Source organism: Yimella lutea, from assembly GCF_006715095.1.
Taxonomy (GTDB): domain Bacteria; phylum Actinomycetota; class Actinomycetes; order Actinomycetales; family Dermatophilaceae; genus Yimella; species Yimella lutea.
On record NZ_VFMO01000001.1, the window covers coordinates 3389776 to 3413992 of the forward strand.

22 protein-coding genes, 1 tRNA gene and 1 riboswitch are annotated in these 24217 nt (G+C 67.2%); of the genes, 10 read left to right on the forward strand and 13 right to left on the reverse strand.

Annotated elements, in window-relative coordinates; translation table 11 throughout:
- The first annotated feature begins 31 nt into the window (after positions 1-31).
- On the forward strand, positions 32-2584 hold the full coding sequence (locus tag FB459_RS16285) for a multicopper oxidase domain-containing protein (RefSeq protein WP_246092500.1): 2553 nt from the start codon (positions 32-34) through the stop codon (positions 2582-2584).
- Here the strand turns inward: FB459_RS16285 and FB459_RS16290 are convergent.
- The 6 genes from FB459_RS16290 to FB459_RS16315 form a co-directional block, all read right to left on the reverse strand.
- A complete protein-coding gene (locus FB459_RS16290) occupies positions 2574-3401 on the reverse strand; it encodes an HTTM domain-containing protein (protein WP_141929233.1) in 828 nt (275 codons plus the stop codon). The two genes, FB459_RS16285 and FB459_RS16290, sit on opposite strands and share 11 nt — an antisense overlap.
- Positions 3398-3883, reverse strand: a complete 486-nt coding sequence (locus FB459_RS16295; protein WP_141929234.1) for a hypothetical protein — start codon at positions 3881-3883, stop codon at positions 3398-3400. The genes FB459_RS16290 and FB459_RS16295 overlap by 4 nt, the downstream gene beginning before the upstream one ends.
- Before the next feature lie 42 nt (positions 3884-3925).
- Entirely contained in the window at positions 3926-4678 is a 753-nt protein-coding gene (locus FB459_RS16300) for a polysaccharide deacetylase family protein (protein ID WP_170221977.1), read from the reverse strand.
- A gap of 111 nt (positions 4679-4789) precedes the next feature.
- The gene (locus tag FB459_RS16305; RefSeq protein ID WP_141929236.1) at positions 4790-5845 is read right to left on the reverse strand and encodes a threonine aldolase family protein; all 1056 of its coding nucleotides are present in this window, start codon (positions 5843-5845) and stop codon (positions 4790-4792) included.
- A gap of 317 nt (positions 5846-6162) precedes the next feature.
- Positions 6163-6927, reverse strand: a complete 765-nt coding sequence (locus FB459_RS16310; RefSeq protein WP_141929237.1) for an SDR family NAD(P)-dependent oxidoreductase — start codon at positions 6925-6927, stop codon at positions 6163-6165.
- Between the two features lie 26 nt (positions 6928-6953).
- Positions 6954-8102 carry an acyl-CoA dehydrogenase family protein gene (locus FB459_RS16315; RefSeq protein ID WP_141929238.1) on the reverse strand — a complete coding sequence of 383 codons (1149 nt, stop codon included), beginning with the start codon at positions 8100-8102 and terminating at the stop codon, positions 6954-6956.
- 119 nt (positions 8103-8221) lie between these two features.
- Here FB459_RS16315 and FB459_RS16320 point away from each other — a divergent pair, with 119 nt between their 5' ends.
- A complete protein-coding gene (locus FB459_RS16320) occupies positions 8222-10348 on the forward strand; it encodes a DUF6421 family protein (protein ID WP_141929239.1) in 2127 nt (708 codons plus the stop codon).
- Complete coding sequence (locus FB459_RS16325; RefSeq protein WP_141929240.1) at positions 10345-11046, forward strand: SDR family oxidoreductase; 702 nt, start codon at positions 10345-10347, stop codon at positions 11044-11046. The genes FB459_RS16320 and FB459_RS16325 overlap by 4 nt, the downstream gene beginning before the upstream one ends.
- A 56-nt stretch (positions 11047-11102) precedes the next feature.
- On the opposite strand, the gene FB459_RS16330 is transcribed toward FB459_RS16325, so the two are convergent.
- Positions 11103-11819 (reverse strand): L,D-transpeptidase family protein, encoded by a 717-nt coding sequence (locus FB459_RS16330; protein WP_239701091.1) that lies wholly within the window; start codon positions 11817-11819, stop codon positions 11103-11105.
- A gap of 124 nt (positions 11820-11943) precedes the next feature.
- A complete protein-coding gene (locus tag FB459_RS16335; protein WP_141929241.1) occupies positions 11944-12663 on the reverse strand; it encodes a L,D-transpeptidase family protein in 720 nt (239 codons plus the stop codon).
- A gap of 156 nt (positions 12664-12819) precedes the next feature.
- On the opposite strand from FB459_RS16335, the gene FB459_RS16340 reads away from it, so the two are divergent.
- Positions 12820-13719 carry a diacylglycerol/lipid kinase family protein gene (locus FB459_RS16340; RefSeq protein ID WP_170221978.1) on the forward strand — a complete coding sequence of 300 codons (900 nt, stop codon included), beginning with the start codon at positions 12820-12822 and terminating at the stop codon, positions 13717-13719.
- Between the two features lie 52 nt (positions 13720-13771).
- Here the strand turns inward: FB459_RS16340 and FB459_RS16345 are convergent, their stop codons facing one another.
- Both FB459_RS16345 and FB459_RS16350 read right to left on the reverse strand, forming a co-directional pair.
- On the reverse strand, positions 13772-15232 hold the full coding sequence (locus FB459_RS16345; RefSeq protein WP_141929243.1) for a nucleobase:cation symporter-2 family protein: 1461 nt from the start codon (positions 15230-15232) through the stop codon (positions 13772-13774).
- A gap of 156 nt (positions 15233-15388) precedes the next feature.
- Positions 15389-16168 carry an IclR family transcriptional regulator gene (locus tag FB459_RS16350; RefSeq protein WP_141929244.1) on the reverse strand — a complete coding sequence of 260 codons (780 nt, stop codon included), beginning with the start codon at positions 16166-16168 and terminating at the stop codon, positions 15389-15391.
- Positions 16169-16219: 51 nt separating this feature from the next.
- On the opposite strand from FB459_RS16350, the gene FB459_RS16355 reads away from it, so the two are divergent.
- The 5 genes from FB459_RS16355 (at position 16220) to FB459_RS16375 (ending at position 20976) form a co-directional block, all read left to right on the forward strand.
- Positions 16220-17521, forward strand: a complete 1302-nt coding sequence (locus tag FB459_RS16355; RefSeq protein WP_141929245.1) for a DUF6986 family protein — start codon at positions 16220-16222, stop codon at positions 17519-17521.
- Positions 17522-17542: 21 nt separating this feature from the next.
- Positions 17543-18883 carry an allantoinase AllB gene (gene allB, locus FB459_RS16360; protein WP_141929246.1) on the forward strand — a complete coding sequence of 447 codons (1341 nt, stop codon included), beginning with the start codon at positions 17543-17545 and terminating at the stop codon, positions 18881-18883.
- A gap of 42 nt (positions 18884-18925) precedes the next feature.
- Positions 18926-19642, forward strand: coding sequence for a DUF998 domain-containing protein (locus tag FB459_RS16365; protein ID WP_141929247.1), 717 nt, complete (start codon positions 18926-18928; stop codon positions 19640-19642).
- A gap of 28 nt (positions 19643-19670) precedes the next feature.
- Positions 19671-20267, forward strand: a complete 597-nt coding sequence (locus tag FB459_RS16370; RefSeq protein ID WP_239701083.1) for a LysE/ArgO family amino acid transporter — start codon at positions 19671-19673, stop codon at positions 20265-20267.
- A 61-nt stretch (positions 20268-20328) separates the two neighbouring features.
- Positions 20329-20976 (forward strand): prepilin peptidase, encoded by a 648-nt coding sequence (locus FB459_RS16375; RefSeq protein WP_129624583.1) that lies wholly within the window; start codon positions 20329-20331, stop codon positions 20974-20976.
- Between the two features lie 20 nt (positions 20977-20996).
- Here the strand turns inward: FB459_RS16375 and FB459_RS16380 are convergent.
- Positions 20997-21069: transfer RNA gene (locus FB459_RS16380), tRNA-Thr, on the reverse strand.
- 115 nt (positions 21070-21184) lie between these two features.
- Positions 21185-21586: a secondary thiamine-phosphate synthase enzyme YjbQ gene (locus tag FB459_RS16385; protein WP_141929248.1), complete on the reverse strand. Its 402-nt coding sequence runs from the start codon at positions 21584-21586 to the stop codon at positions 21185-21187.
- Positions 21587-21673: 87 nt separating this feature from the next.
- Between FB459_RS16385 and FB459_RS16390 the strand changes: the two genes are divergently transcribed.
- Positions 21674-23131 (forward strand): threonine/serine exporter family protein, encoded by a 1458-nt coding sequence (locus FB459_RS16390; RefSeq protein ID WP_168990132.1) that lies wholly within the window; start codon positions 21674-21676, stop codon positions 23129-23131.
- Positions 23132-23200: 69 nt separating this feature from the next.
- Here the strand turns inward: FB459_RS16390 and FB459_RS18085 are convergent, their stop codons facing one another.
- Positions 23201-23962: a transglycosylase family protein gene (locus FB459_RS18085; RefSeq protein ID WP_129624586.1), complete on the reverse strand. Its 762-nt coding sequence runs from the start codon at positions 23960-23962 to the stop codon at positions 23201-23203.
- Positions 23963-23967: 5 nt separating this feature from the next.
- Positions 23968-24115, reverse strand: a riboswitch (cyclic di-AMP (ydaO/yuaA leader).
- Positions 24116-24217 lie beyond the last annotated feature (102 nt).

Sequence of the window (24217 nt, forward strand, 5' to 3'; positions counted from 1 at the left end):
CCCCAGCGCGGGGTCGCGCGGCCGCTGGGCGATGCGCGATCGCCCGTCGGTGGTCTGGCTGATCCTCGCGTTCGTCGTTGCCGTCAACCACCGCTTCATCCCCGAATCCCGTTGGCTCATGGTGCATCTGGTGATGCTTGGCGCGGTCACCCACTCGGCGATGGTGTGGAGCACGCACTTCACGCAGGCCTTGCTGAAGTCGCCGGAGTCCATCGATCCGCGCAAGCACCAGACGCTGCGCCTGGCCATGCTCTTCGCGGGTGTCAGCTCGATCACGATCGGCGTCCCCACCCTCTGGTGGTGGCTGGTCGTCGCCGGGGCGTGCCTGGTCGTCGGCGCCGTCTGCTGGCACGCCGTGCAGCTCGGACGTCGGTTGCGCGCCGCGCTGCCCGGCCGCTTCCGGATCACGATCCGCTACTACCTGCTCGCCGCCGCGTGCGTCCCGGTCGGGGCGACACTCGGTGTGCTGCTGGCCCGTGGACCCGAGGAACAGACTCACGCCGAACTGCTGGTCGCGCACTCCATGACGATGGTGCTCGGCTGGCTCGGGTTCACCGTACTGGGCACGCTCGTCACCCTGGGGCCAACCATCCTGCGTACCCGGATCGATGAGAAAGCGGAGGCCTACTCGATCCGCGCTCTCCCCTTCTTCGCGATCTTCCTGGCGACCACGGTCACCGGCGCGTTGCTCGACAACCGGCCCACGCTGCTCGCCGGGCTGTTCGGCTACGTGCTCTGCGTCGTTGCCTGGGCGGTACCGCTGGTCCGCGCCTTCCGCGGCGCCAAGCAGCGGCGGGAGTTCGCCGCGTGGTCGACCGGTGCCGGGGTGCTCTGGCTCGTCGCCGCTGCCGTCACTCTGCTGGTGCGGGTGGCGCGTGACCCACTCGTCGAGATCTCCGCGTCCTACGGCCGGGTCGCCTCGATGGTGGTCGTCGGGTTCGCGCTGCAGCTGGTCACCGGTGCGCTGTCGTACCTGATCCCGAGCGTCGTCGGCGGCGGACCTCGCGTCCTGGCCGCCGGACGTTCGGTGTTCGAGAAGTGGTCGACCGCGCGGCTGGTGCTGATCAACGGTGGGTTGCTGCTGTGCGTGCTGCCGGTCCCCAGCGCCGTCCGTGTCGTGCTGTCGGTCGTCGTCCTGCTTGCCCTCGCTGCATTCATCCCGTTGATGTTCAGGGCGATTCGGTCGATGGTCCGCACCAGGATCGCGCTCGCGACCGGTGCCCCGACCGAGCCGCCGGCCGCGCTGTCCGGCTCGCGTATCGTCCAGGCGCTGTCCGCCGCACTCGCACTTGCGGTGGCCGTCGTCGCAGGCATCGCACTCAACCCGGTGATCCTCGGCGGCACGCCCGACCAAGCCCTGTCGCCGTCGTCCGTGGTTGCGACCGGCCGGACGACCACGGTGCAGGTGACCGCGCACGACATGCATTTCATGCCGAAAGCGGTGCAGGTGCCGGCAGGCGACCGCCTGGTCGTCGTGCTGACCAATCGGGACACCAAGAACTCGCACGACCTGACGTTCACGAACGGCAAGGCCACCGACCGGCTGCGTCCGGGTCAGAGCCAGACGCTGGACGTCGGTGTCGTCGGTGCGAGCACCCAGGGTTGGTGCAGCGTCCTCGGGCACCGACGGATGGGGATGGTGTTCGACGTCGTCGTCACCGGAAAGCCTGCGGTTCAGGCCAATTCACCTGTCCCGGCAAATGCGGAGCAACCGTTGCGCCCGGACGACCGGGCCCCGAGGTCCGTCGTGGACGCTTCCCTTCCTCCCGCGCCGAGCACGAAGGTGCACAGGCTGCGATTGCCGATCGTCGAACAGGAGATGGAGGTCGCACCCGGCATCAAACAGAAGCGCTGGACGTTCGGCGGCACCGTCCCCGGCCCGACGCTGCGCGGCAGGATCGGTGACACCTTCGAGATCACCTTGGTCAACCAGGGGTCGATGGGTCACTCCATCGACTTCCACGCGGGCTCGCTGGCACCGGACCGGCCCATGCGGACGATCGCGCCTGGTCAGTCGCTGGTGTACCGGTTCACCGCGACGCGCGCCGGCATCTGGATGTATCACTGCTCGACCATGCCCATGTCGATGCACATCGCAGCCGGCATGCACGGTGCGGTGATCATCGACCCGCCGAACCTGCCGACGGTCGATCGGGAGTACGTGCTCGTGCAATCGGAGGCGTACGTGAATGGCGACGGCCGATCGAAGGTCGCCGAGGTCGACGGTGATGCGGTCTCCGCCGAGAAGCTGGATCTGGCGACCTTCAACGGAATTGCCGGCCAGTACGACCACCGGCCGTTGACCGCGAAGGTGGGCGAACGGGTCCGGATCTGGGTGCTGAATGCGGGTCCGAACCGGGGCACGTCCTTCCATGTGGTCGGCGGCCAGTACGACCGGGTGTACTTCGAGGGCAACGACCTGCTGAACGGCGGGCCGGGCGGTGCGCAGTCGCTCGCGCTGGCGGCGGCGCAGGGAGGGTTCGTCGAACTCACGCTGCCGGAGGCCGGCAACTACCCATTCGTGTCACACGTGATGGTGGACGCCGAACGCGGTGCTCACGGCATCCTGCGGGTCAGCCGGTAGCAGCAGCCACCGGCGCCGAACGACGCCCGAGGCGCAGCCGTTCCAAGGGCAGGAAGGCGAACAGGCAGACCACCGTCGGGATGAAGTGGATGCTCAGCAGCGCGAACGTGCTGGCGTGGAAGACGAACCAGAATCCGACGTACGCGTACAGCGGACGACCGCGCAGCACGAGCATCAGCGGCGCGAGGAACTCGGCGATCAGCGAGATCCACTGGAAGACATAGGTGACCTGGGGGACGCTGGTGAGCGGCTCGGCGATGAATGACCCGCGCCGGGTGATCGCCCAGACGAGTACCGCCGAACTCGCCCAACCCCAGCCTGCTTCCTTCACTTTCGCGACGGCCGCGAGGAAATAGGTCGCTGCGACCGAGATCTGGATCATCCGGACCGTCCACCCGTTGCGCTGCAACGCATCTCGCGCGTCGGTGATCCGCCCGGCGGCGAGCGGGAGCACGAACAGGGCGACCAGCAACGCGAGGTGGTCGTGGTTGATCTTGGCGTAGGAGTAGGCATTGCTGAGCCAGTCGAGCATCCCGAAGGCGACGACCCATCCGGCGATCTTGGGTTTGATCCCGAGCAGGCCGAGGACGGCCCCGACCGCGATCACGATCTGCAGTACGCGGACATACACCGCGTTCGGTTGCGGCAGGTGCAACAGATCGCGGATGGGCAGCGGCTGGTAGAGGTCGGCGGGGATGTTCCCGTGGCCGATCGGGAACGCCGTCAGCCAGAAGATGTCGAGCAGCACCACGAGATACACCAGCCGCCGCATCCAGATGATGCGCTCGGTGGGCACCTGCGGGAAGGCCCAGTTCACGAGAGATCCTTCGGGTCGTGGGGGTCGACGACCTGCCAGGTGGCCAGCACCACCCGCTGCGGCTTGCCGTGGGCCGCGCCGCCACGCAGTTGTTGGACCGTGTCGACGAGGTAGATCACCCGGTACCCCGGCGGGTTCGACAACGACCGGGACGCCGCGACCGCGACGGCCTGCAGGCGCTTGGGCTCGGCGAGGATGCGGGTCTCCTGACCCTCGATCTCGGCTCGTTCCAAGCCGATTCCGCCGGCACCCAACGGCACGACGACCCTGCGTCCGTCGACGGTGTCGGCCTCGATGCCGAGTGAGCGCACCTGCCCGTCCGGGTTCACCCCGAACGCGAACATCACCATCGGGCCGATCGGCCACCACCGGTCGTTGCCGACTGCGGAGCCAAGGACGAGGGCGACCACCAGTACGAGCAATGCGGCGACGCGAGCCCACAACCCGACCGTTCGGGTCGGCGAATCGGTCTGCTCGGGCACGTCCGTCAGCATGCCAGCAGCGGGCGCGACGACACCGACAGGTCAGGCATCGGCGAGCAGGTCACTGACCGTCCGCAGCGCCAATCCCCTTGCGACACACTTCGGTACGAAGTCCTCCAGGGCCAGAACAACCTCCTGGGTCGCCGTGCCGCGTCCGTCGTGGCAGAGCACGATCGCACCGTCGGACAGTTCGGCTTCGAGTCGTTCGGCTGCGGCTGCCGACTGGCGTCCGGGCAGGTAGTCGGACCACAGGACCATCCGCAGCCGCTGCATCGTCGCCGCGTGCAGCACCGGCGCGTCGAACCGACCGTACGGCGGACGCATGAGCACCGGCGTGTACCCGGTGAGTTCGGTGATCGCCTGCTTGGTGCGCTGCATGGAGCCGGCCAGTTCATCGGGGGTCAACTGAGCCATGTCGCGATGGTCGGCGCCGTGCACGGCGAGCTCGTGACCTTCCCGCGCAATGCGACGGGTCAGTTCCGGATGTTTGTTCACGTGATCGACCAGGACGAAAAACGTTGCTCTGCAACTCTTCTCGGCGAGGTTGTCCAGAATCGCGGGTGTGTAGCGCGGGTCGGGACCGTCGTCGAAGGTGAGCGCGATGCCGGGGTTCGAGCTGCGCCAGACGACGTCCGCCCGGAATTCGCCGGTGCGCGGCGACGGCGGCGACAGCCGGTACGACGGCTCACGGTTCGTGCGCTCGTGTTCGTCGATGGCGAAGGCTGCGCTCGCGCCGGTGGACAAACTGGCCGCAGCAACCCCACCGGACATGAGTAGCGCCCGCCGTCGGCTCACCGAAAAAGAACCCCTCGTTTCCCCCATGTTCACGATTATGGCGACGCTGCGACGATCGCGCCACGCGAATGCCGGCGGCGGCCCGTCGCTGGAGGTCGGTGGGGCGGCCGGTCAGGACATCGCTGCGCGGATGGCAGCGGCGAACTCGTCAATGTCCTGCTCGGTGGTGTCCCAGGAACACATCCACCGCACTTCCCCGACACCCTCGTCCCAGAAGTAGAAGTGGAAGTCTTCCATCAGCTTCTGCGACACCGACTTCGGCAGGATCGCGAAGACCGCGTTCGCCTGCACTGGGCGGGGCAGGATGACGCCGTCGATGTCGCGTACCGCTTCAGCCAGCCGGGTGGCCATCGCGTTGGCGTGGCCGGCGTTGCGCAGGTACAACTCGTCGGTCAGCAGCGCCTCGAGTTGAGTACTGACGAAGCGCATCTTGGACGCCAACTGCATCGACTGCTTGCGCAGGTACTTCATCCCGGTGACGACCTCGGGGTTGAGCACGAGCACCGCTTCGCCGACCATGAGTCCGTTCTTGGTACCGCCGAACGACACGATGTCGACGCCGGTGTCGGTGATCATCTCCTTGAAGGTGACCGCGAGGCTCGCTGCCGCGTTCGACAGGCGAGAACCGTCGACATGCAGCACCCAGCCGTTCGCGTGGACGCGCTCGGCGATGTGGGCGATCTCCTCGACCGTGTAGACCGTGCCGAGTTCGGTGGACTGGGTGATCGAGACGACCTTCGGCTGCGCGTGATGCTCGTCGTCCTTGCGCACCCCGACCGTGTCGATGAGTTCGGGGGTGAGCTTGCCGTCCGGGGTCGGCACGGTCATCAGCTTCAGTCCGCCCATCCGCTCGGGCGCTGCGCACTCGTCGACGTGGATGTGCGCTGTCGCGGTGCAGATCACCGACTCCCACCGCTGCGTGACCGCCTGCAACGCCACGACATTCGCTCCCGTTCCGTTGAAGACCGGGTAGGCCTCGGCCTTGTCGCCGAAGTGCCCTTTGAAGGTCTCCTGCAGACGGGCGGTGTAGACGTCGTCGCCGTACGCGGTCTGGTGTCCACGGTTCGCCCGGACGATCGCGGCGAGCACCTCGGGGTGGATGCCGGAGTAGTTGTCACTGGCGAATCCGCGGTCGGTCGGGTCGTGCAGCACATCGAGTTCAGTCACGCCCACAATCCTCTCAGCCTCCCTCGTGCGGCTCTGGCCCCCCGTGGTCCCGCTGTTCACGGTCTCCGCTGAAACGCACGCCTGAGGAACCAGCGCGTACACGCCGGGCCATCTCGACGAAGCACTCCGCCGACGGCGGCCGTACCAGCCACTTCGCACGCGCCAGAGGTTTCGACGCAGGCATCCTCCTGCGTCGGACGCCTGGCTCAACCAGCGAAAAGACCAGCCGCCATCGCTGGTTGAGCCGAACGCCTGAGGAACGAAGGCGTACGCGCCGACACCCGGTGAGTGACACGGCCTCTCAGTCGAACGGAATGTCAGCGGGGGGGCATGCGGAGTGCGCCGTCGAGGCGGATGACCTCGCCGTTGAGCATCGGGTTGGCGACGATGGAGTCGACGAGCTGCGCGTACTCCTCCGGGCGGCCGAGCCGCGAGGGGTGTGGCACCTGAGCCTCGAGGACGCTCTTCACGTCGTTCGGGAGGCCGGCCATCATCGGGGTCTCGAAGGTGCCCGGGGCGATCGTCATGACTCGGATTCCCCTGTCCGCCAGGTCTCGTGCTGCCGTCAGCGTGAGACCGACGACGCCGCCCTTGGAGCTGGCGTACGCAGCCTGTCCGACCTGACCGTCGAATGCAGCGACAGACGCGGTCATGACAACCACTCCACGGTCACCCTCGACCGGCTCGTTCTCGGTCATCGCCGCCGCAGCCAGCCGGAGCACGTTGAACGTGCCGATCAGGTTGATCTCGACAACGGTACGGAACTGCTCCAGATCGTGCGCGCCGCGCTTGCCCACGATGCGCCCCGGGGTCGCGACGCCGGCGCAGTTGACCACGATGCGCAAATCACCGAGTTCCCTGGCTGCGTCAACCGCGGTTTGCACCTGGGCCTCGTCACGCACATCGGCCGCGACGAAACGGACACGGTCGCCCAACTCGTCGGCCAGGCTCTGCGCCTTTGACGACGCCAGGTCGGCCAGGACCACAGCGGCGCCCTCGGCGTTCAGACGGCGCGCGGTCGCTTCGCCGAGGCCGGAGCCACCACCGGTGATCAAGGCAACGGTCGTGTCGGTGATCTTCATGGGAAGTCCTTGTCTCGAAATCGAATTCACAGGGAAGCGAGCAGGTGACGCGAGATCACCAGGCGCTGGATCTGGTTGGTGCCCTCGAAGATCTGGGTCACCTTGGCCTCACGGAAGAACCGCTCAACCGGGAAGTCCTGGGTGTAGCCGGCGCCGCCGAGCACCTGGACGGCGTCGGTCGTCACCTTCATGGCGGCGTCCGTGGCGACCAGCTTCGCCACCGCGGCCGCCTTGCCGAACGGGCGGCCGGCGTCCTTCAGGCGCGCGGCGTGCAGGTAGGTCGCGCGGGCCGCACCGACCGCGGCGTCCATGTCGGCCAGCATGAACGCCAACCCCTGGTTGTCGGCGATCGCGCGGCCGAACTGCTGACGCTCCTTCGCGTACGCCACGGAGTGGTCGAGCGCCGACTGTGCCAATCCCGTTGCTGCCGCGGCGATTCCGAGACGACCGGCATCCAGTGCGCTGAGCGCGATTGCCATCCCCTGACCACGCTCACCGATCAGCGCGTCAGCACCGACCGGCACGTCGTCGTAGACGACCTCCGCCACCGGGTCACCGTGCAGACCCATCTTCTTCTCCGGTGCACCGAAGCTCAGTCCGTCGGCATCGGCGGGCACGACGAAGCAGGACAGACCCTTGCCCGCGGTGTCGTCCGTGCGTGCGAACGTCGTGTAGTAGTCGGCGTGAGCAGCATGGGAGATCCACGCCTTGGTTCCCTTGATCCGCCAGTCCTCACCCTCCTGGACGGCACGTGTGCGCATGTGCGCGATGTCGGAGCCGAACTCCCGCTCCGACAGGCCGTAGGCGCCAAGTTGTTCCCCGCCGAGCATCCCCGGCAGGAGGGCCTCCTGTTGTTCGCGAGTGCCGAACTCGGCCACCGGGTACGCGGTGAGGCAGTGCACGCTGACGCCGACAGCCACCGCCATCCAACGCTGTGCGATCTCCTCGACCACCTGCAGGTAGACCTCGTACGGCTGGTCGGCGCCGCCGAACTCCTCCGGGTAGGGCAACGACAACAGCCCGGCGCGGCCGAGCACACGGAACACGTCCCGCGGCGGGGTGGCCGTCGCCTCGTCCCCTGATGCACGTGGCAGGACCTCCCCATCGGCGAGTTCGCGGGTGAGGTCGAGCAGATCTGTCGCCTCATCGGTCGGCAGCAGGCGTTCAACGGGCATGACGGCAAGGCTACTGACCACCGCACACGGTGTGACGGGGACCACCTGCCGCCTCGACGACTGCAATATTTACGGTCTAGGCTGGATCAGACCGAAAGTTTTGTATGGAGGTGACCTCAATGCGTGTTTTCCCAAAGGTCCTGATCGACCAGGCCCATAGCAGTGCGTGGTCGCTCGACCGCTCCGTCGCGGCGACGATGAACCCCGCCAATCCGGCCGACGCCAGCCTGTCGATCGCGGTGAGCGCGTTGGAGGCACGCGGCTTCGAGGTCGCCGGACTCACCTCCAGGTTCACCCCGGACGCCTTGTCGGACGCCGACGTGTTGGTCATCGACCATCCGGCCGAGGCGCGTGCAGAGCGCGTGATGGGCGACCTCCCACCGGTGCTCGAACCGGATGAGATCGATGCCGTCGTCCAGTACGTGGAGGCGGGTGGCGGACTCATCGTGTTCGCCGAGTGTGAACAGGACACCTACGGCAACAACCTCAACGAGCTCCTCGCCCGATTCGGACTTCGCGTCGAAAGCACGCTGGTTCACGAGTCGGCCGACGGCGGACGCCGCCACCACCGCAATGCCACCTGGGTGTTGGGTGAGATTCCGAGCGGCCACGGCCAGGGAGTCCTCGCCGGTGTCGACGAGCTCTGCTTCTACCGTGCCGGCGTCATCGACATCAGTGACTGCCCCCAGGCGCAGGTGCTCGCCTCGTCGAGCGCGACCGCGCACCCCGCCGGTCGTCCGCTCGCAGTGGCAACGCCGTTCGGTGCCGGACGCGTCGTCGCCCTCGCAGACTCCGACCTCGTCGGTGACGACTCCATCGAAGAACTGGACCACTCCCGCTTCTGGACGAACATCGCCACCTGGGCGTCCGCCGGACGACGGGCGGCCCCGCGGGAAGTGAACGGGTCGCAGACCGCGAACCTGCCCGAATGGAAGCGCCTGAAAGCTGCCGTGCTCGAACTGCGTGAGATGCAGAGCAAGGACGGTTCGATCGACGGCACGGCACACTCGCATGAGCGAGCCCGCGAACTGGTCGAGAAGATCGTCACCGAGATCAACTCTCTCGCAACGCTGTTCCGGCACGAGCACGAGTACCTTGCGGCACTTCCGGCCGACTTCCGCAGGTGGGTCGACGGCGGGTTCGGAGTACCGGACTTCCTGGATTCGCTCGTACTGTTCCGCCCGGATCAGCACCGCCTCGACGGCATCGAGCACCTCGTGCTGTTCCCGATGTACACGCAGAACGGCAACCCGAACCGGGTCTTCGAGGCGCTCCTGGTGACCGTCCCGTGGCCGGAGTGGCTGGCCGATGTGGAGCGCGAGTACGTGAACTCGGCGTTCGTACCGGTGAACTTCCTCGACTTCACCCCCGGATACGACACCAACTGCGCGGTCCTCTTCCCCGAGACGGTCGCGGTCCGCGAGGTACCGAAGTTCCACTGGGGCGCGATCTTCTGCGACCGCGAGGGTGCCCGCTTCCGCCGCGTCGTCGAAGCGGCGTCCGACCTGCTGCACCTGCAGTTGCCACCGGACGGCGAGCGCCTGCTCGCCTCCCAGGAACTCGCGCAGTCGACGTTCGCGATGTGGGACCTCATCCACGACCGCACGCACAGCCACGGTGATCTTCCGTTCGATCCGTTCATGATCAAGCAGCGGATGCCGTTCTGGATGTACGCGCTTGAGGAACTGCGCTGCGACCTGGCGACCTTCCGTGAGGCCGTCAAGCTCGAGGCCGAGGGGCAGCCGTACGCCAAGTCGGTGCAGTTGGCCATCCTGTTCGACCGGCTGTTCCGCTTCCCGATCACCGGCGACAGGGTGCGCAACTACGACGGCCTCGGCGGACAGCTGATGTTCGCCTACCTGCACAAGCACGACGCCCTGCGCTGGACCGACAACAAGCTCTCCTTCGACTGGCGTCGTGTCCCCGACGTCGTCGTCGCGCTCTGTGAGGAGGTGGAGACGTTGTACCGCAGCGGGATCGATCGTTCCCGCGTGGGCCATTGGCTCGCGTCGTACGAGTTCGTGACCCGATACGTGGCGCCGCACCCGGCGTCCGCCTGGGCGAAGGGAGCCCAGGAACTTCCGCTTGACGGTCCGGTGAAGGCCTTGGTCGACCTGGTGCAGCCCGACGAGTTCCCGCTCAACGTGTTCTACGAGGCGCTGCGCAAGAAGCTGTCGGGTGTCATCGAGTCGACCCGCGGCATCACCGCGGCAACCGATGCCTCGAGCACACCGGTCGTCGCATGAGCCTGCCGAAGGGCGCGGTCGTCGTCGTGACCGGTGCGTCCGGTGCGCTGGGTCGGGAAACCAGCCGCCGGTTGATCGACGCCGGTGCCACGGTGATCGGTGCCGGCCGTGAGAGCGGCTCGCTCATGAAGATCCGCGAGGAACTCGGGGCACGTTTCGTGCCAACCGCCATCGATCTGATCGACGAACCGGCAACGCTCGCGTGGGGTCACGAGCTCGTGACCGAGTATGGCCGTATCGACGGCCTGCTGCACCTCGTGGGCGGATGGAAGGGCGGCAGAGGCATCGTCGATGCTGACCTCACGGACTGGGATTTCCTGAACGACAACCTGATTCGCACACTCCAGCACGCCTCCCGTGCCCTGCACGACGCGCTGCTCGATTCACCGGACGGACGTCTGGCGATCATCTCCTCGACCGGTGTCGCGAATCCGACGGCGAAGAACGCGGCCTACGTTGCCGCAAAGGCAGCCGCGGAGGCATGGACCGGCGCGGTGGCCGACTCGTTCGACGGTTCTTGCGCCGCGGCCGTCGCGGTTCGGGTGATGGCGTTGCTCACCGCGCAGATGCGGGAGGCGAAGCCGGACGCGAGGTTCGCGGGCTTCACGCCGACGAGTGACGTGGCCGATGCCCTGTTGGCGTTGTGGGACGAACCGGCCAGGACACTCAACGGCCGCATCCTCGACCTCACGACCTGACGCCGAAACCACGCAGGGCGAACCCGATCCGGGTTCGCCCTGCGTGGTCAGGAAGGTCAATAGATACGGACGTCGGTGCCGATGCCGAGGTACCCCGAGCCCAGCAGGTGGTCCTGAGCGGCGGTGCTCAAACGGCAGCAGCCGTGCGATGCCGGGTACGGCGGAATACTGGTGGAGCCGTGGATCGCAACGCCACTGGAGGTGAAGAAGCGCGGCTTGTACATGGACCCGAGGGGCCCGGTGACCCAGCTGTTGGTGCTGGTCTCCGTCGTCGACTTACGGAAGACACGGAAGGTGCCCTTGGGGGTGATCGCCGTTGCCCAACCGTTGTAGTACCGGAAGCGTTCGCCGTTGCCGGTGCTGGTGTTGAGGGCGACCTGGACGACCCCACCCCGAACGACCATCAACAACTGCTTGGCGAGGTCGACCTCGATGCCGTCCAGCTTGAGCCGGCTGGTTGCACGTACTTTCGGCAGACCGCTGTCCCACAGGGCCTGATCGACGTAACCGGTGCGGGCTCGTCCGTGGGCCTTCTGCAGCGCGTACGTCGCCTGCTGGGTCAGGAGTCCGAAGCTACCGTCGGGGGTGCCGAGCCAATAGCCCGAGGCCGTCAGCACTCGCTGGTAGTGAAGGACACGAGCACCAGTCGACCCGATCTTCATGATGATGGTCGACGCTTCTGCGGATTCGGTCGTCGCCAGCGAGGCGCCGCCCGCGAGGAGGCCGCCTCCGGCTCCGAGAATGAGGGAGCGTCGGCTCAGGTCGATGGTCACGGCTGTCCCTTGCAGAAGTGGAATTTGTCGGATGGACACGCGGCGCAAGGCGGTGTCACGACCCATCTTGCCCCGTGCACACCGCCCCGCGCCAACTTGTGGCGAGATCGTGACCAAGTGTCGATCAGTACACCCGCACCTTCGTCCCGATGGCCAACCGTCCGGTGGCGAGCAGATGGTCCTGGGCTCGCGTGGTGAGCCGGCAGCAGCCGTGCGACGCGGCGTACCCGGGAATGCTGGGCGAGCCGTGGATCGCGATCCCGCCGTTGAAGTAGCGCGGCCGGTAGAGTCCGCCGAGGGCGCCGTAGTCCCACCCGTTGCTTCCGCCACGGAAGATCGAGAAGGTTCCCGACGGTGTCGTCGCGCGGACCCACCGCCCTTGGTAGGAGAACCATTCGCCGTTGCCGGTGCTGGTGTTGAACACCGAGTGCACCGCTGCGCCGCGGACGACCAGCAGCAGCTGACGCGTCTTGTCGATCTCGATGCCGTCGTGGCGATACCGGCTGTAGGTGCGCCGGCGCAGATGCACCTTCGTCCACGTCCAGTAGTCGACCCGTCCGGTGCGGCGGGCTCCATACGCCTTCTGCAGAGCCATGACGGCCTGCTGGGTCAGCGCGCCGTAACTTCCGTCGGCCGAACCGCACCAGAAACCTGCCGCTGCGAGCGAGGTCTGCACCGCGCGCACGTCGTTCCCGGTCGATCCGTACTGCATCGGTCGATACGACCCCGTGGCGCTCGGTGCTGCGAACGCCCCCGACGACTGCGCGACCTGTGCCGTCGCAGCCGCCCCCAGGACGCCCCCGATGCCGAGGACGGCCGTGCGTCGGCTGATCTGTGCTCCCATGATGATTCCCCTTCGATTCGTGCTGTGCGGCCTCCCCCGAGGCCACCTCCCTTTCGGGATGGCTTCATGGTGTGCCTGTTTTCCGCATGCGTCGATGGGGAGAACTCCCCTACGCTCGTGCGCCGTGAGCACCCCTGCGATTCCACGGCCGGCACGATGACCGAGCTGTCCGGCCGCGCGACTGTGCTGGTGAACCCTGCAGCGGGCGCCGGGACCGCCGCAGCCTCTGCCGAGACGGTCGTGGTCACGCTGCGCGACCTCGGCTTCGAACCGACCTTGGTTCGGACCACAAGCGCCCAGCACGCGACCGAGGTCGCGGCTCAAACGGCTGCGGACGACATCGTCCTCCCCTTGGGAGGCGACGGGATGATCTCCTTCGTGGCCCAGGGTTGCGTTCAGTCCGGGGCACTGCTCACTCCGCTTCCGGCCGGACGCGGAAACGACTTCGTCCGCGGTCTCGGACTGCCGCGCGACACTCTGGCGGTGACCCGGTCCCTTGCCTCGGCCACCGAGCACCGGATCGACGTGGGGATCGCCGGTGAGCGAGTGTTCGTAGGCACCGCGACCGCAGGTTTCGACGCACTCACCAACGAGCGCGCGAACCGGTTACGACGGATCCGCGGGCCGGTCGTGTACACCGCGGCCGGCGTTCGAACTGCGCTGACCGTCAAGCCTTTTCGATTCGCAGTGCGAACCGACGGTCCGGACGGCGCGCGAGAGGAATCGTTCGAGGGCTGGAACGTGCACATCGGAAATTCCGGACGCCACGGAGGCGGCCTGGCCGCAACGCCCGGCGGCGATCTCACCGACGGCCTGCTCGACGTCCTTGTCTCGCGTGGACGTCGGTTCGATCAGCTGGCGGCGTCCGCGCTGCTGGAACGCGGCGGCCAACATGTCCGGTTGCCGTATGTCGACCGGTGGCGGGCGACGAGGATCGAACTGACCGCGACGGACGCCGCCGGCCGGCCATTGGTGCTGTTCGCCGACGGTGACCCGCACACCCGAACCCCGGTGACGGTCGAGGTGCGTGCGGGCGCGCTGCGCTTGTTCCACTGAACGGCGAAGGTCTGCACGGACCGTGTCCGTGCAGACCTTCGCCACAGCCGGGTCAGTGACCCGAGTTGATGCCGTTGTCTTTGGTGAGCGGCTTCTCGTTGTGCCCGTGCGAGCGGTACAGGCGCGCCTCGTCCTCGTCGGTGATCGTGCCGATCCCCGGGCCGTAGGAGAAGACAGGGCCCTCCTCCTGCTCCTTGCGTCCGATGATGTTGAACAGGATGTTCATCAGGATCGCGCAGATCGCTGCTGACGTGATGCCCGAGTCGAAGATCGTGCGGAACCAGCTCGGGAAGTGCTCGTACGCTCCACGCTGCACGATCGGCAGCATGCCGAAGGCGAGCGAGGTCGCCACGATCACGATGTTGGCGTTACCGCTGAAGTCGACCTCCTTCAGCGTGCGGATACCGGACGCGGCCACGGTGCCGAACAGCACCAGACCAGCACCACCGAGCACCGGCATGGGAACCGCCGCGATCGCTGCGCCGAGCTTGGGCAGCAGGCCGAGCAGGATCAGGATTCCACCGCCGTAGGCGACGACGTAGCGGCTGCGGATGCCGGTGATCGCGACCAGACCGACGTTCTGCGCGAAGGCGCTGAGCGAGAAGCCGTTGAAGACGGCGGCCAGGGCGGTCGAGCCGGTGTCGGCACGCAGACCGTTCGCGACGGTCTCGCGGTCGGCCGGCTTTCCGGTGATCTCACCGAGGGCGAGGATGTCGGCGGTCGCCTCGACCATGATCACGAGCATGCAGATGACCAGGGAGATGATCGCGCTCGTCTCGAACTGCGGCGTCCCGAAGTGGAAGGGCATCGGCACCTGAAAGGTCTTCGCGTCGCCGATGGTGGAGAAGTCCGCCATGCCCATGGGGATGGCGACGAGCGTGCCGAGCGTCAGGCCGAGGATGATCGCGATGCGGCCGAAGAAGCCGGGCAGGAAGCGGTAGATCAGCACGACGATCAACAGCGTGATGAATGCGAGTGCGTAGTTCTTCGGCTGGCCGAAGCTCTCGCTGCCGACACCGCCGGCAGCCCAACCGACACCCACCGGGATGAGCGACAGACCGATCATCGTGATCACGGTCCCGGTGACCACTTCGGGGAAGAAGCGCAGCAGTTGGGTGAAGACCGGGGCGAGCACCAGGCCGACGAGGCCGGAGATGATCAGCGCGCCGTAGATGATCTGCAGACCCTCGTGCCCCTGGTTCTTGCCGGCGATCGCAAGCATGCTCGAGACCGCGACGAACGAGGTGCCCTGGACGATCGGCTGACGTGCACCGAACTTCCAGAAGCCGATCGTCTGCACCAACGTCGCGACACCGGCCATGAACAGCGCGGCGGACACGAGGTAGAACTGGTCGCCCGGCGGAAGCTTCAGCGCTCCGCCGATGATGATCGGCACGGCGACGACGCCGGCGTACATCGACAGGACGTGTTGCAGACCGAACAACAGCGACGGCCCCGGGGCCATCGGCGTGTCGACGGGATGACGCCCGTCCGTCGCCACGGCTTCACTCATGCGCGTACTTCCCTTCACCCGGCGTGACCGCCGCTGCCCGGTTCCGTATGACGGAACTCACATTTCGTATGTTGAACAATGGAGGGTGCCCGGGTGAACGTCAAGAGGCTTCCACGATGCGGGTCGGGATATACCCGCGAGATGTGCCGATGATCCTCACGCGGACGCTTGACGCGCCAGGTCGTGCGCGACCTCGACGGCCGCCGTACGCATCAGCCGGACGGCGCGCTCGCGCACCTCGTCGCTCATCCGGGCCGACGGCGCCGACATCGACAGCGCCAGCTGCACCTCGTCCGAGGGCACCGGGACGGCGACGCACTGAACGCCGATCTCCATCTCCTCGATCTCGAACGCCCGGCCGGTACGACGGATCTCGGCGAGTTCGGCGATGAGCGTGTCGGGGTCCGTCATGGTGTTCGGGGTGTGCGCGGGCATTCCGGTGCGCGACAACAGTTCTCGCACGTCGTCGTCCGGCATTCCGGCCAGCAGCGCCTTGCCTCCTGCCCTACAGTGCGGGTGGACGTGCTTGCCGAGCTCGGTGAACATCCGCATGGCGCGCGGCGAGGGCACCTGGCCGACATACACCAGCATGTCTCCGTCGAGGGTCGCCAGGCTGACGGTCTCACCGAGAGCCTCGACGATGCTGCGCAGATGGGGTGCGCACCCGGCGCCGAACACCTCCAGCGCGGAGTTGCCGAGCGGGATCAATCGAGCGCCGAGGGCGTAACGCCGGTTCGGTAGCTGCCGCAGGTAGGAGCGGCCGACGAGGGTTCGCACGAGGCGGTGAATCGTCGGCATCGGCAGTCCGGACGCCTCGGCGAGTTCGACCAGCGCCATCGAACCACCCGCCGCCCCGACCAGCTCGACGATCTCCAGAGCGCGCTCGACCGATTGCACGCCACCCGTCTTCGACTTCGGAGTCACCTTCGTGGACATCGATGCCACCTTCTCGTGAGATATAGAGGTCAGCCATGGATATTCCGCAAAATGGAACATATCCTCCACGAAGCAGAATCTGCCACCCATCGCGGCAAGGAGTTGTTCGTGGAAGTGCCTGAGTTCGTTCCAGATTTGACCGCAGCCCTCGATCGACGCCTCCAGCGGGTCGACGAAGACCTTGCCACGAACTACCCCGGGGACGCAACGACCAGGCAGCCGATCCATACCGTCTACGTGCCCGGCGACGTGTTCACCGCAGACACGATTGCGCAATGGGGCGGGCAGGCGATCGACCTGCTCGACCGCTTCGCGCCCGACGCAGCGGCCCTGGCTGCCACCGTGGGTGTGTCCGGGGACGAGGTGGCCCCGGTCTACGACCGGATCCGAGAGAAGCTGCGCAGCAACCCGATCGAGGACTTCCGGGTCGACTTCGAGGACGGCTACGGCCGCCGATCCGACGACGTCGAGGACGAACACCTGGGCGCCGCGATCGCCGCCCTGCGCACCAGCCTCGGCCGACCCGATCGTCCGCTGCTGTGGGGCATCCGGTTCAAGTGCTTCGAAGCCCCGACCCGCGCCCGAGGGGTGCGAACGCTGGCTGCCTTCATCGCTGCGATGGCCGACCGCGCGTCCGACGGACTGACGCTGACTCTGCCCAAGGTCACCTCGGTTGAGCAGGTCGAGGCGATGGTGGAAGCCTGTGACCGCATCGAGGACGAAGTGGACCTGCCCCGCGGCACGATCACCTTCGAGATCCAGGTCGAGACCGCACAGGCCATCATGGCCGGCTCGGGAGCCGCGCCCCTCGCACCCATGATCCGCGCCGGCGAAGGGCGCGTCACCTCATTGCACTACGGCACCTTCGACTACAGCGCGGGTCTCGGCATCGCCGCCGCGTACCAGTCGGCCGACCACCCTGCCGCCGACCATGCGAAGAACGTGATGCAGGTCAGCACCGCGCAGACCGGCGTCCGGATGTCCGACGGATCGACGAATGTCGTGGCCTTCGGCGACGCCGACCAGGCGCACGCCACCTGGAAATTGCACTACGACCTGGTGGAGCGTTCGCTCGTCCGCGGCATCTATCAGGGCTGGGACATGCACCCCGGCCACCTGCCGACGCGTTACCTGGCCAACTACCTGTTCTTCCGCCGGGCGATGCCGGACGCGTGCAAACGCCTGTCGGCGTACATGGCCAAGACCGCCGGTGACGTGATGGACGAGCCCGCGACCGCCCGGATGCTCGCCATGGCGCTGCTGCGCGGCGTGCACTGCGGTGCGATCGACGAGCACGAGGTGCGCGAGGCCAGCGGCCTCACCCTCGACCAGCTGCTCGAACTCACCCGCTGAACTGTCGACGAAGGAATCCTGATGAGCAACAACGAATTCGACCTTGTCATTCGTGCTCGGCGCGCGCTCGTCGACGGCGAGCTGCAGGCGGTGGCCGTCGGCGTGCGCGAAGGAGTCGTCGCCGAGATCGCCGGGCTCGAGGAACTCTCGGCCATCGACGAGATCACGCTGCCGGACGAGCAGGTGCTGCTGCCGGGCATGATCGACACCCACGTCCACATCAACGACCCCGGCCGCTCGGACTGGGAAGGCTTCGAGACCGCCACCCGGGCAGCACTGAAGGGTGGCTACACGACGCTGGTCGACATGCCGCTCAACAGCCTCCCCTCGACCGTGTCCGTCGAGGCCTTGGAGACGAAGAAGGAAGCCGCACAAGCGAACTGCTTCGTCGACATGGGCTTCTGGGGCGGTGCGATACCGGGCAACAAGGCCGACCTGGAGCCGCTGCACCGCGCCGGCGTGTTCGGGTTCAAGTGCTTCCTGGCCGACTCCGGTGTGCCGGAGTTCCCACCGTTGGACGCCGACCAGCTGAACGAGTACCTCGACGAGATCGCGCGCCTGGGCTCACTGATGATCATCCATGCCGAGGACCCGACGACGCTCGAATCCGCGCCGGTCGTGCCCGGCCGCGCCTACTCCGACTTCCTCGCCTCGCGACCGGACGCGTCCGAGGTGGAAGCGATCCGCGTCGTCATCGACGCTGTCCGCCGCTCCGGTGCGCGGGCACACATCCTGCACCTCAGTTCGGCCGAGGCGCTGCCGCTCATTCGCGAGGCCAAGCAGGAAGGTCTGCCGCTCACGGTCGAGACCTGCCCGCACTACCTGTCCTTCGACGCCGACACGATCCGTGAGGGTTCGACGGCGCACAAGTGCTGCCCGCCGATCCGCAGTCTGGACAACCAGGACCGCCTCTGGGACGCACTGCGCGACGGCACGATCGACTGCATCGTCTCCGACCACTCCCCGTCCACCGCAGAGTTGAAGCAGATGGAGATCGGCGACTTCGCGACCGCCTGGGGCGGGGTCTCCTCCATCCAGGTCGCGTTCACCGCGGTCTGGACGGCGGCGCGGGCGCGCGGCTTCGAGCTCACCGACGTCGTCCGGTGGATGTGCGAGAGGCCGGCCGAGATCGTCCGGATGCAGGGCAAGGGGGCGATCGCCCTCGGCCACAGCGCCGACCTGATCGCGTACGCGCCCGACGAACGATGGACCGTCGACGTCAACGAGCTCGAACACCGGAACAAGATCTCGGCCTACGACGGACTCGAGCTCAGCGGACGCACCCACACCACCTGGCTGCGTGGCGTGGCGGCGACGACCGATTCGGCGGACGGGCAGTTCCTGCGGCTCGGCGAGGGCTGACCCCTCACGGTGTGCCATCGGGACGTTCGCCAGACTGTCCCGATGGCACTGGACGAGGGAGGGGCGACCGTGCGTGAGGACCGGGGGGTGCGGCGCGCCTTCGTGCTGGCCACCATCGCTGCGATCGCCTACTCGGGTTGGATACTCGCCCCGTTCCTGAACCCGGGCCACGACGAAATCCGTTCCTACGTCAGCGAACTCGCGGCGGCGAACGAACCCTTCGCATTGTTCTACCAAGCTCTGGACGCGACCGCGGGCACCGCTCTGGTCATCGCCTCCGTCCTCATTCTGCGCAGCAGCCGGTTCGACCGGCGGTTGTCGATGCCTTTCGTCCTGCTCGGCATCTTCGGGTTCGTCACGATCATCGACGCGCTCCTGCCGCTCAGTTGTACCCCGACCTCGGACACGGTCTGCGCGATCGAGGAATCCCTCGGATTGGTGCCGATCGCGCACAAGATCCACACCGTCAGCAGTTCGGTCGCGGGCGTCGTCGCCGCCGGCTCGGTGCTGTGGACGATCGTGGTGCGTGCGCGCAACGCCGATCTGACCCCGCTCGGCAGCGCGTCGACCGCACTCGGCCTGATCCATCTGGTCACACTCGGTTGGACGACACTCGAGGCCCTGGGCGTGTTCCACCTCGCGCTCGGCATCGCACAGCGCATCTCGCTCACGGCGCTGGTGCTGTGGTGGCTGATCCTGTTCACCGATCGCGTGCCCGGCGTGTCCGGAACGTCTCGGCGTACGGTCCCGGCGCACTGACGCTGCCTGTGCGGCGTAGCGTGCGTCCGTGCTCGACTCGTACGTCACCGGCGTGCTGACCGGTCTCGGCCTCATCGTCGCCATCGGCGCGCAGAACGCGTACGTGCTCCGTCAAGGCATCCACCGACAGCACGTCGCGATCGTCGTGGCGATCTGCGCACTCAGCGACGCGCTGCTGATCATTCTCGGAGTCGCCGGTGTCGGTGCGCTGATCGCGGATCACCCGACTGCGCTCAACATCATGAAGTGGCTCGGCGCGGCCTACCTGGTGTGGTTCGCGATCACGTCCTTCCGTTCTGCGCTGAAGCCACAGGCGTTGGAACTGTCCGGTCCGGTGAAGCGCTCCGGTGTCATCGCAACCACGTTGGCGCTGACCTACCTGAATCCGCACGTGTACCTCGACACCGTGCTGATGCTCGGGAACATCGCCAATCAGCATGGTGCTGACGGACGTTGGTGGTTCGCAGCCGGTGCCGTCACCGGTTCGATCGTGTGGTTCAGCGCGCTGGGGTTCGGTGCGCGAGCGGTCGCGCCGGGGATGTCGAAGCCGTCGGTGTGGCGAGTGCTCGACGTGATCATCGGCTGCATGATGCTGCTGATCGCGGTGCTGCTCGTGCGTTCCTGAGTACTCCACAGTCCCCCGCGTGGATCCGCCCGACCCGGTTCGCCATGCCAAGGTGTAGGCCATGTTGACCGCGTTCGCCTTCGCCGGCCTCGGGCTGGTGCTCGGCGTCGGGTACCGCAAACAACTCCTCGCCGGACGCTGGCGCCGCGACGACGACCCGAGAGCGCTGCCTTCGTTCGGGTGGGTCCTCCTCGTGACACCGGTGGTCATGGGTTGGATCGGTCACCACGTGTCGATGCTGTCGTGGTGGGCGGTGCCCGCGTACGTCGTGCTTGCCGCACTCGGGGTGCTGCTGGCGGCGATCGACTCCGACGTCCACCGGTTGCCGGACAAGCTCACCCTGTGGCCGCTGCCCGTTCTCTCCGGTCTGCTCGTCATCGCCTCCGCCGGGCTCGATGACTGGTCGCGAGTGCTGCGTGCCGGAGCGTGCGGAGTGGCCGTGGCACTCGGGTTCCTGGTGCTCGCGCTCGCCGCACCGTCCGGGCTGGGACTCGGCGACGTGAAACTCGCCCTTCTGCTGAGCTTCACCCTCGGATGGCTCGGCGTCACCGCCGTGGCCACGTGGCTGTTCTTCGGTTTCCTCGCCGGCGGGCTCTGGGCGCTCGCATTGCTCGTCACTCGTCGAGCAACGCGCAAGACCTACATCGCCTTCGGGCCGCCATTGCTGCTCGGCGCCCTGCCCGCCATCCTCGGCGTGGTCACCTTGTGAGAGCCGAGATTCGGATTCGGAGCCGGAGACAGGAGTCGAACCCGCGACATCCTCATTACAAGTGAGGCGCTCTACCAACTGAGCTACACCGGCACGTCTGCATGCGGCAGACCAGAGACGATCGTACCCGTTGTCGGACCCTCGTTTTCCGCGTCCCACCCGCGTAGCGCCGACACATGTGGAGGCCCACTGGCGCAAGCCCTGAACGTCACACCAACGACAGCCGCACCTTGCGGTCGGGGTTGTCGACGTTCAGATCGACCAGGCAGATGCTCTGCCAGGTGCCGAGCATCAGTCGTCCGTCGATCACGGGCACCGTGGCGTAGGGCGGGATGAGCGCGGGCATCACGTGTGAGCGACCGTGACCGCGACTGCCGTGCCGGTGCATCCACCGGTCGTCTGCCGGGAGCAGGTCACGCAACGCGGCGAGTAGATCATCGTCCGAACCGGCTCCGGTCTCGAGGATCGCGATGCCCGCGGTGGCGTGTGGGACGAAGACGTGCAGCAGTCCGTCCCCGCCGGTCTCGGCGACGAATGACTCGCATGCGCCGGTCAGGTCGAGCACCACTTCGGCACTGCCACTGTGTACGGAGATCTCTTGGGAAAGCATGCCTCCACCGTAGGCTCGGAACGCATCGCCGGCGCCTCGGCGAGCCACCTACAATGAGTTGACCGGTCAACTGGCACAGTGGGAATCGTGACCGAACGACCCCGCCGTGAAGTACCCGATCCTCGCCGCCGCCTGCCGACGGCGGTCGATCCCAAGGACCTCGGACGACGGGCGCGACGGGCGATCGCCGGCGGGCAGCCGACTGTCCCGATCGGCCTGCGCGGCCAGGAGAGTGGACCCACCGACAGTCACACCCGACTCGTCATCGATCTCGGGCTGCGCGTCGGCGAAGCACTGCTGTCGACGGGGTCCAGCGCCGCCGACACCACGAACGCGGTACTTCGCCTGACCCGTGCCTACGACGTCCGCTCACTGCATGTCGACATCACCTACACCTCGCTGATCGTGTCGCATCACCGCGGTGTGCTGCGCGATCCGATCACCGTGATGCGGATCGTGCCGGTACTGCAACAGGACTTCACCCGGCTGGAACGTCTGCAACGCCTCGTGCGCGACGCCGAGGACGGAACGCTGGAGATCACCGACGCGCACGATCGGCTCGATGAGATCACTTCGACCGAACATCCGTATTCGCGGTTCATCGTCACGCTCGCTTCGGCCATGCTCGGTGCCGCGATTGCCGCCCTGCTCAGCGGCGACCTGCTGCTGGTCGTGCTGTCGGCGCTCACCACGGCTGTCGTCGACCGGACGGTGCGGTTCCTCGGACGCCGAGGTGTTGCCGCGTTCTTCTGCCAGGCCGTCGGCGCCGCCATTCCGACGATGGTCGCGGTCGTCCTGTATTTCATGGCGAACAACCTGCAAGTGGAGATGTTCAGCAACCTGCGCCCGTCCGTGGTCGTCGCGTCAGGAGTCGTCGTGCTGCTCGCTGGCCTGTCTGCCGTCGGCGCGGCCCAGGACACCATCGACGGCTACTACCTCACGGCGGCCGCCAAGACGTTCGAGGTGCTGATCCTCAGTGGCGGCATCGTGGCGGGCGTGCTGTCCGTGCTCGCCCTCGCGCAACAGATCGGTATCGACATCGCGATCAGTTCGACGCTGACCTTCTCGACCAACCCGGCCATCGGTGTCCTGTGTGCAGCCGCGATCACGTGCTCCTTCGCGATCGGTTCGTACTCGGGCGGGCGCACGGTACTGCTGTCGACCGCCGTCGGCGCGTTGGCGTGGGTCGCCTATTACCTGCTCACCGAGGCGAACGCGTCCGTGCAGTGGTCGGCGGGCTTCGCCTCCCTGCTCATCGGAGCGCTCGCGACGCTGATGGGCTGGCGCCTGCGGGTGCCGTCACTGGCCATCGCGACAGCGGCGATCGTCCCGCTGCTTCCGGGTCTGACTGTGTACCGGGGCATCTTCGAGCTGGTGAACATCCGCTCCGACATGATGCAGGGCGCGGCCACGCTGTTCGGTGCCGTGATGATCGGTCTCGCGATCGCGTCGGGAATCACCTTGGGCTCGTTGCCAGGGCGCCTCAGCCGGCCGGACGACGTGTTGACCAAGCGCCGCGTGAAGGTGCTCGACACGCTCAGCTGAACAGACCCCCGCGGGACGCACGAACCCCCGGCGGACGGTGTCTGCCGGGGGTTCGTCGGTGATTCGGGATCAGAGCACGTGACGGTTCAGGTAGGTCTGCAGGTAGCGAACCGTGGTTGCGTCGAGGTAGCTCGCACCGTTGCGCGGGGCGCCGATCTTCACCTGTAGGAGGCGGACGCTGTTGGAACCGATCCAACCGTCCTGGTGGGCGCCGATCTTTGCCTGCAGCGCACGGCGGGTGTAGGGACCGAACGAGCCGTCCTGCACGGTGCCTACCCATTTCTGGACCGCGCGGGTGGTGTTCGGACCGAACGCGCCGTCGACGACCAGCTTGCGGGACGCGGTGCGCGACGTGGTGGTCGTCGTCGTGGTGGCGGTGGTCGTCGGGGTGGAGGCACCGAGCACCATTCCGTTGGTACGGGTCAGACCGGCACGGCGGGAGCACACCGGCCAGGCGCCAGGGCCCTGCACGCGCAGGGTGTTCTGAGCGATCCTGATCTGCTGCTCGCGGGTCGCCAGGTGCGCGTACGACGCGTAGGCGGTGCCGCCGAAGCCGCGCCAGGTGGTGTAGGAGAACTGCAGACCGCCGTAGTAGCCGTTGCCGGTGTTGATCCGCCAGTTGCCGCCGGACTCGCACTGCGCGACGCGGTCCCAGACGTTCCAGCCGAGTGCCGACTTCACGGCGGTGGTGGTCGCAGCGGCCTGCGCCGCCCCGGTGCCGACGAACGCCGACGTGCCGACGGTCGCGGCGGACAGCATGAGGACGCCGGCCGCGCGGCGACCGGTGGTGCTGGGCTGCTTGGCGGCAGCGTGCTTGGGGGTGTAGCTCAAGGGGTTCCCTTTCCTGACGACGCCTGCGGGGTGAGCTGTCGGGTTAGGGCGGTCAGGTTGCCCCGTCGGCGACGCCGACTTCACCCCGAGATCCGGTGCGGATCGTAAGTGGTTCCCCCGCCCTCATGCCCGGGTGACGGGCCGTGCCGGATGAGGTTGAGCGCCCCGGCATCCAAAGGACAAATGGACCGATCTGGAATTGTTCGAGCCGGCCGAAGGTCAAGCGCCGGTCAAGAAGTGCCGGATCAGGATACC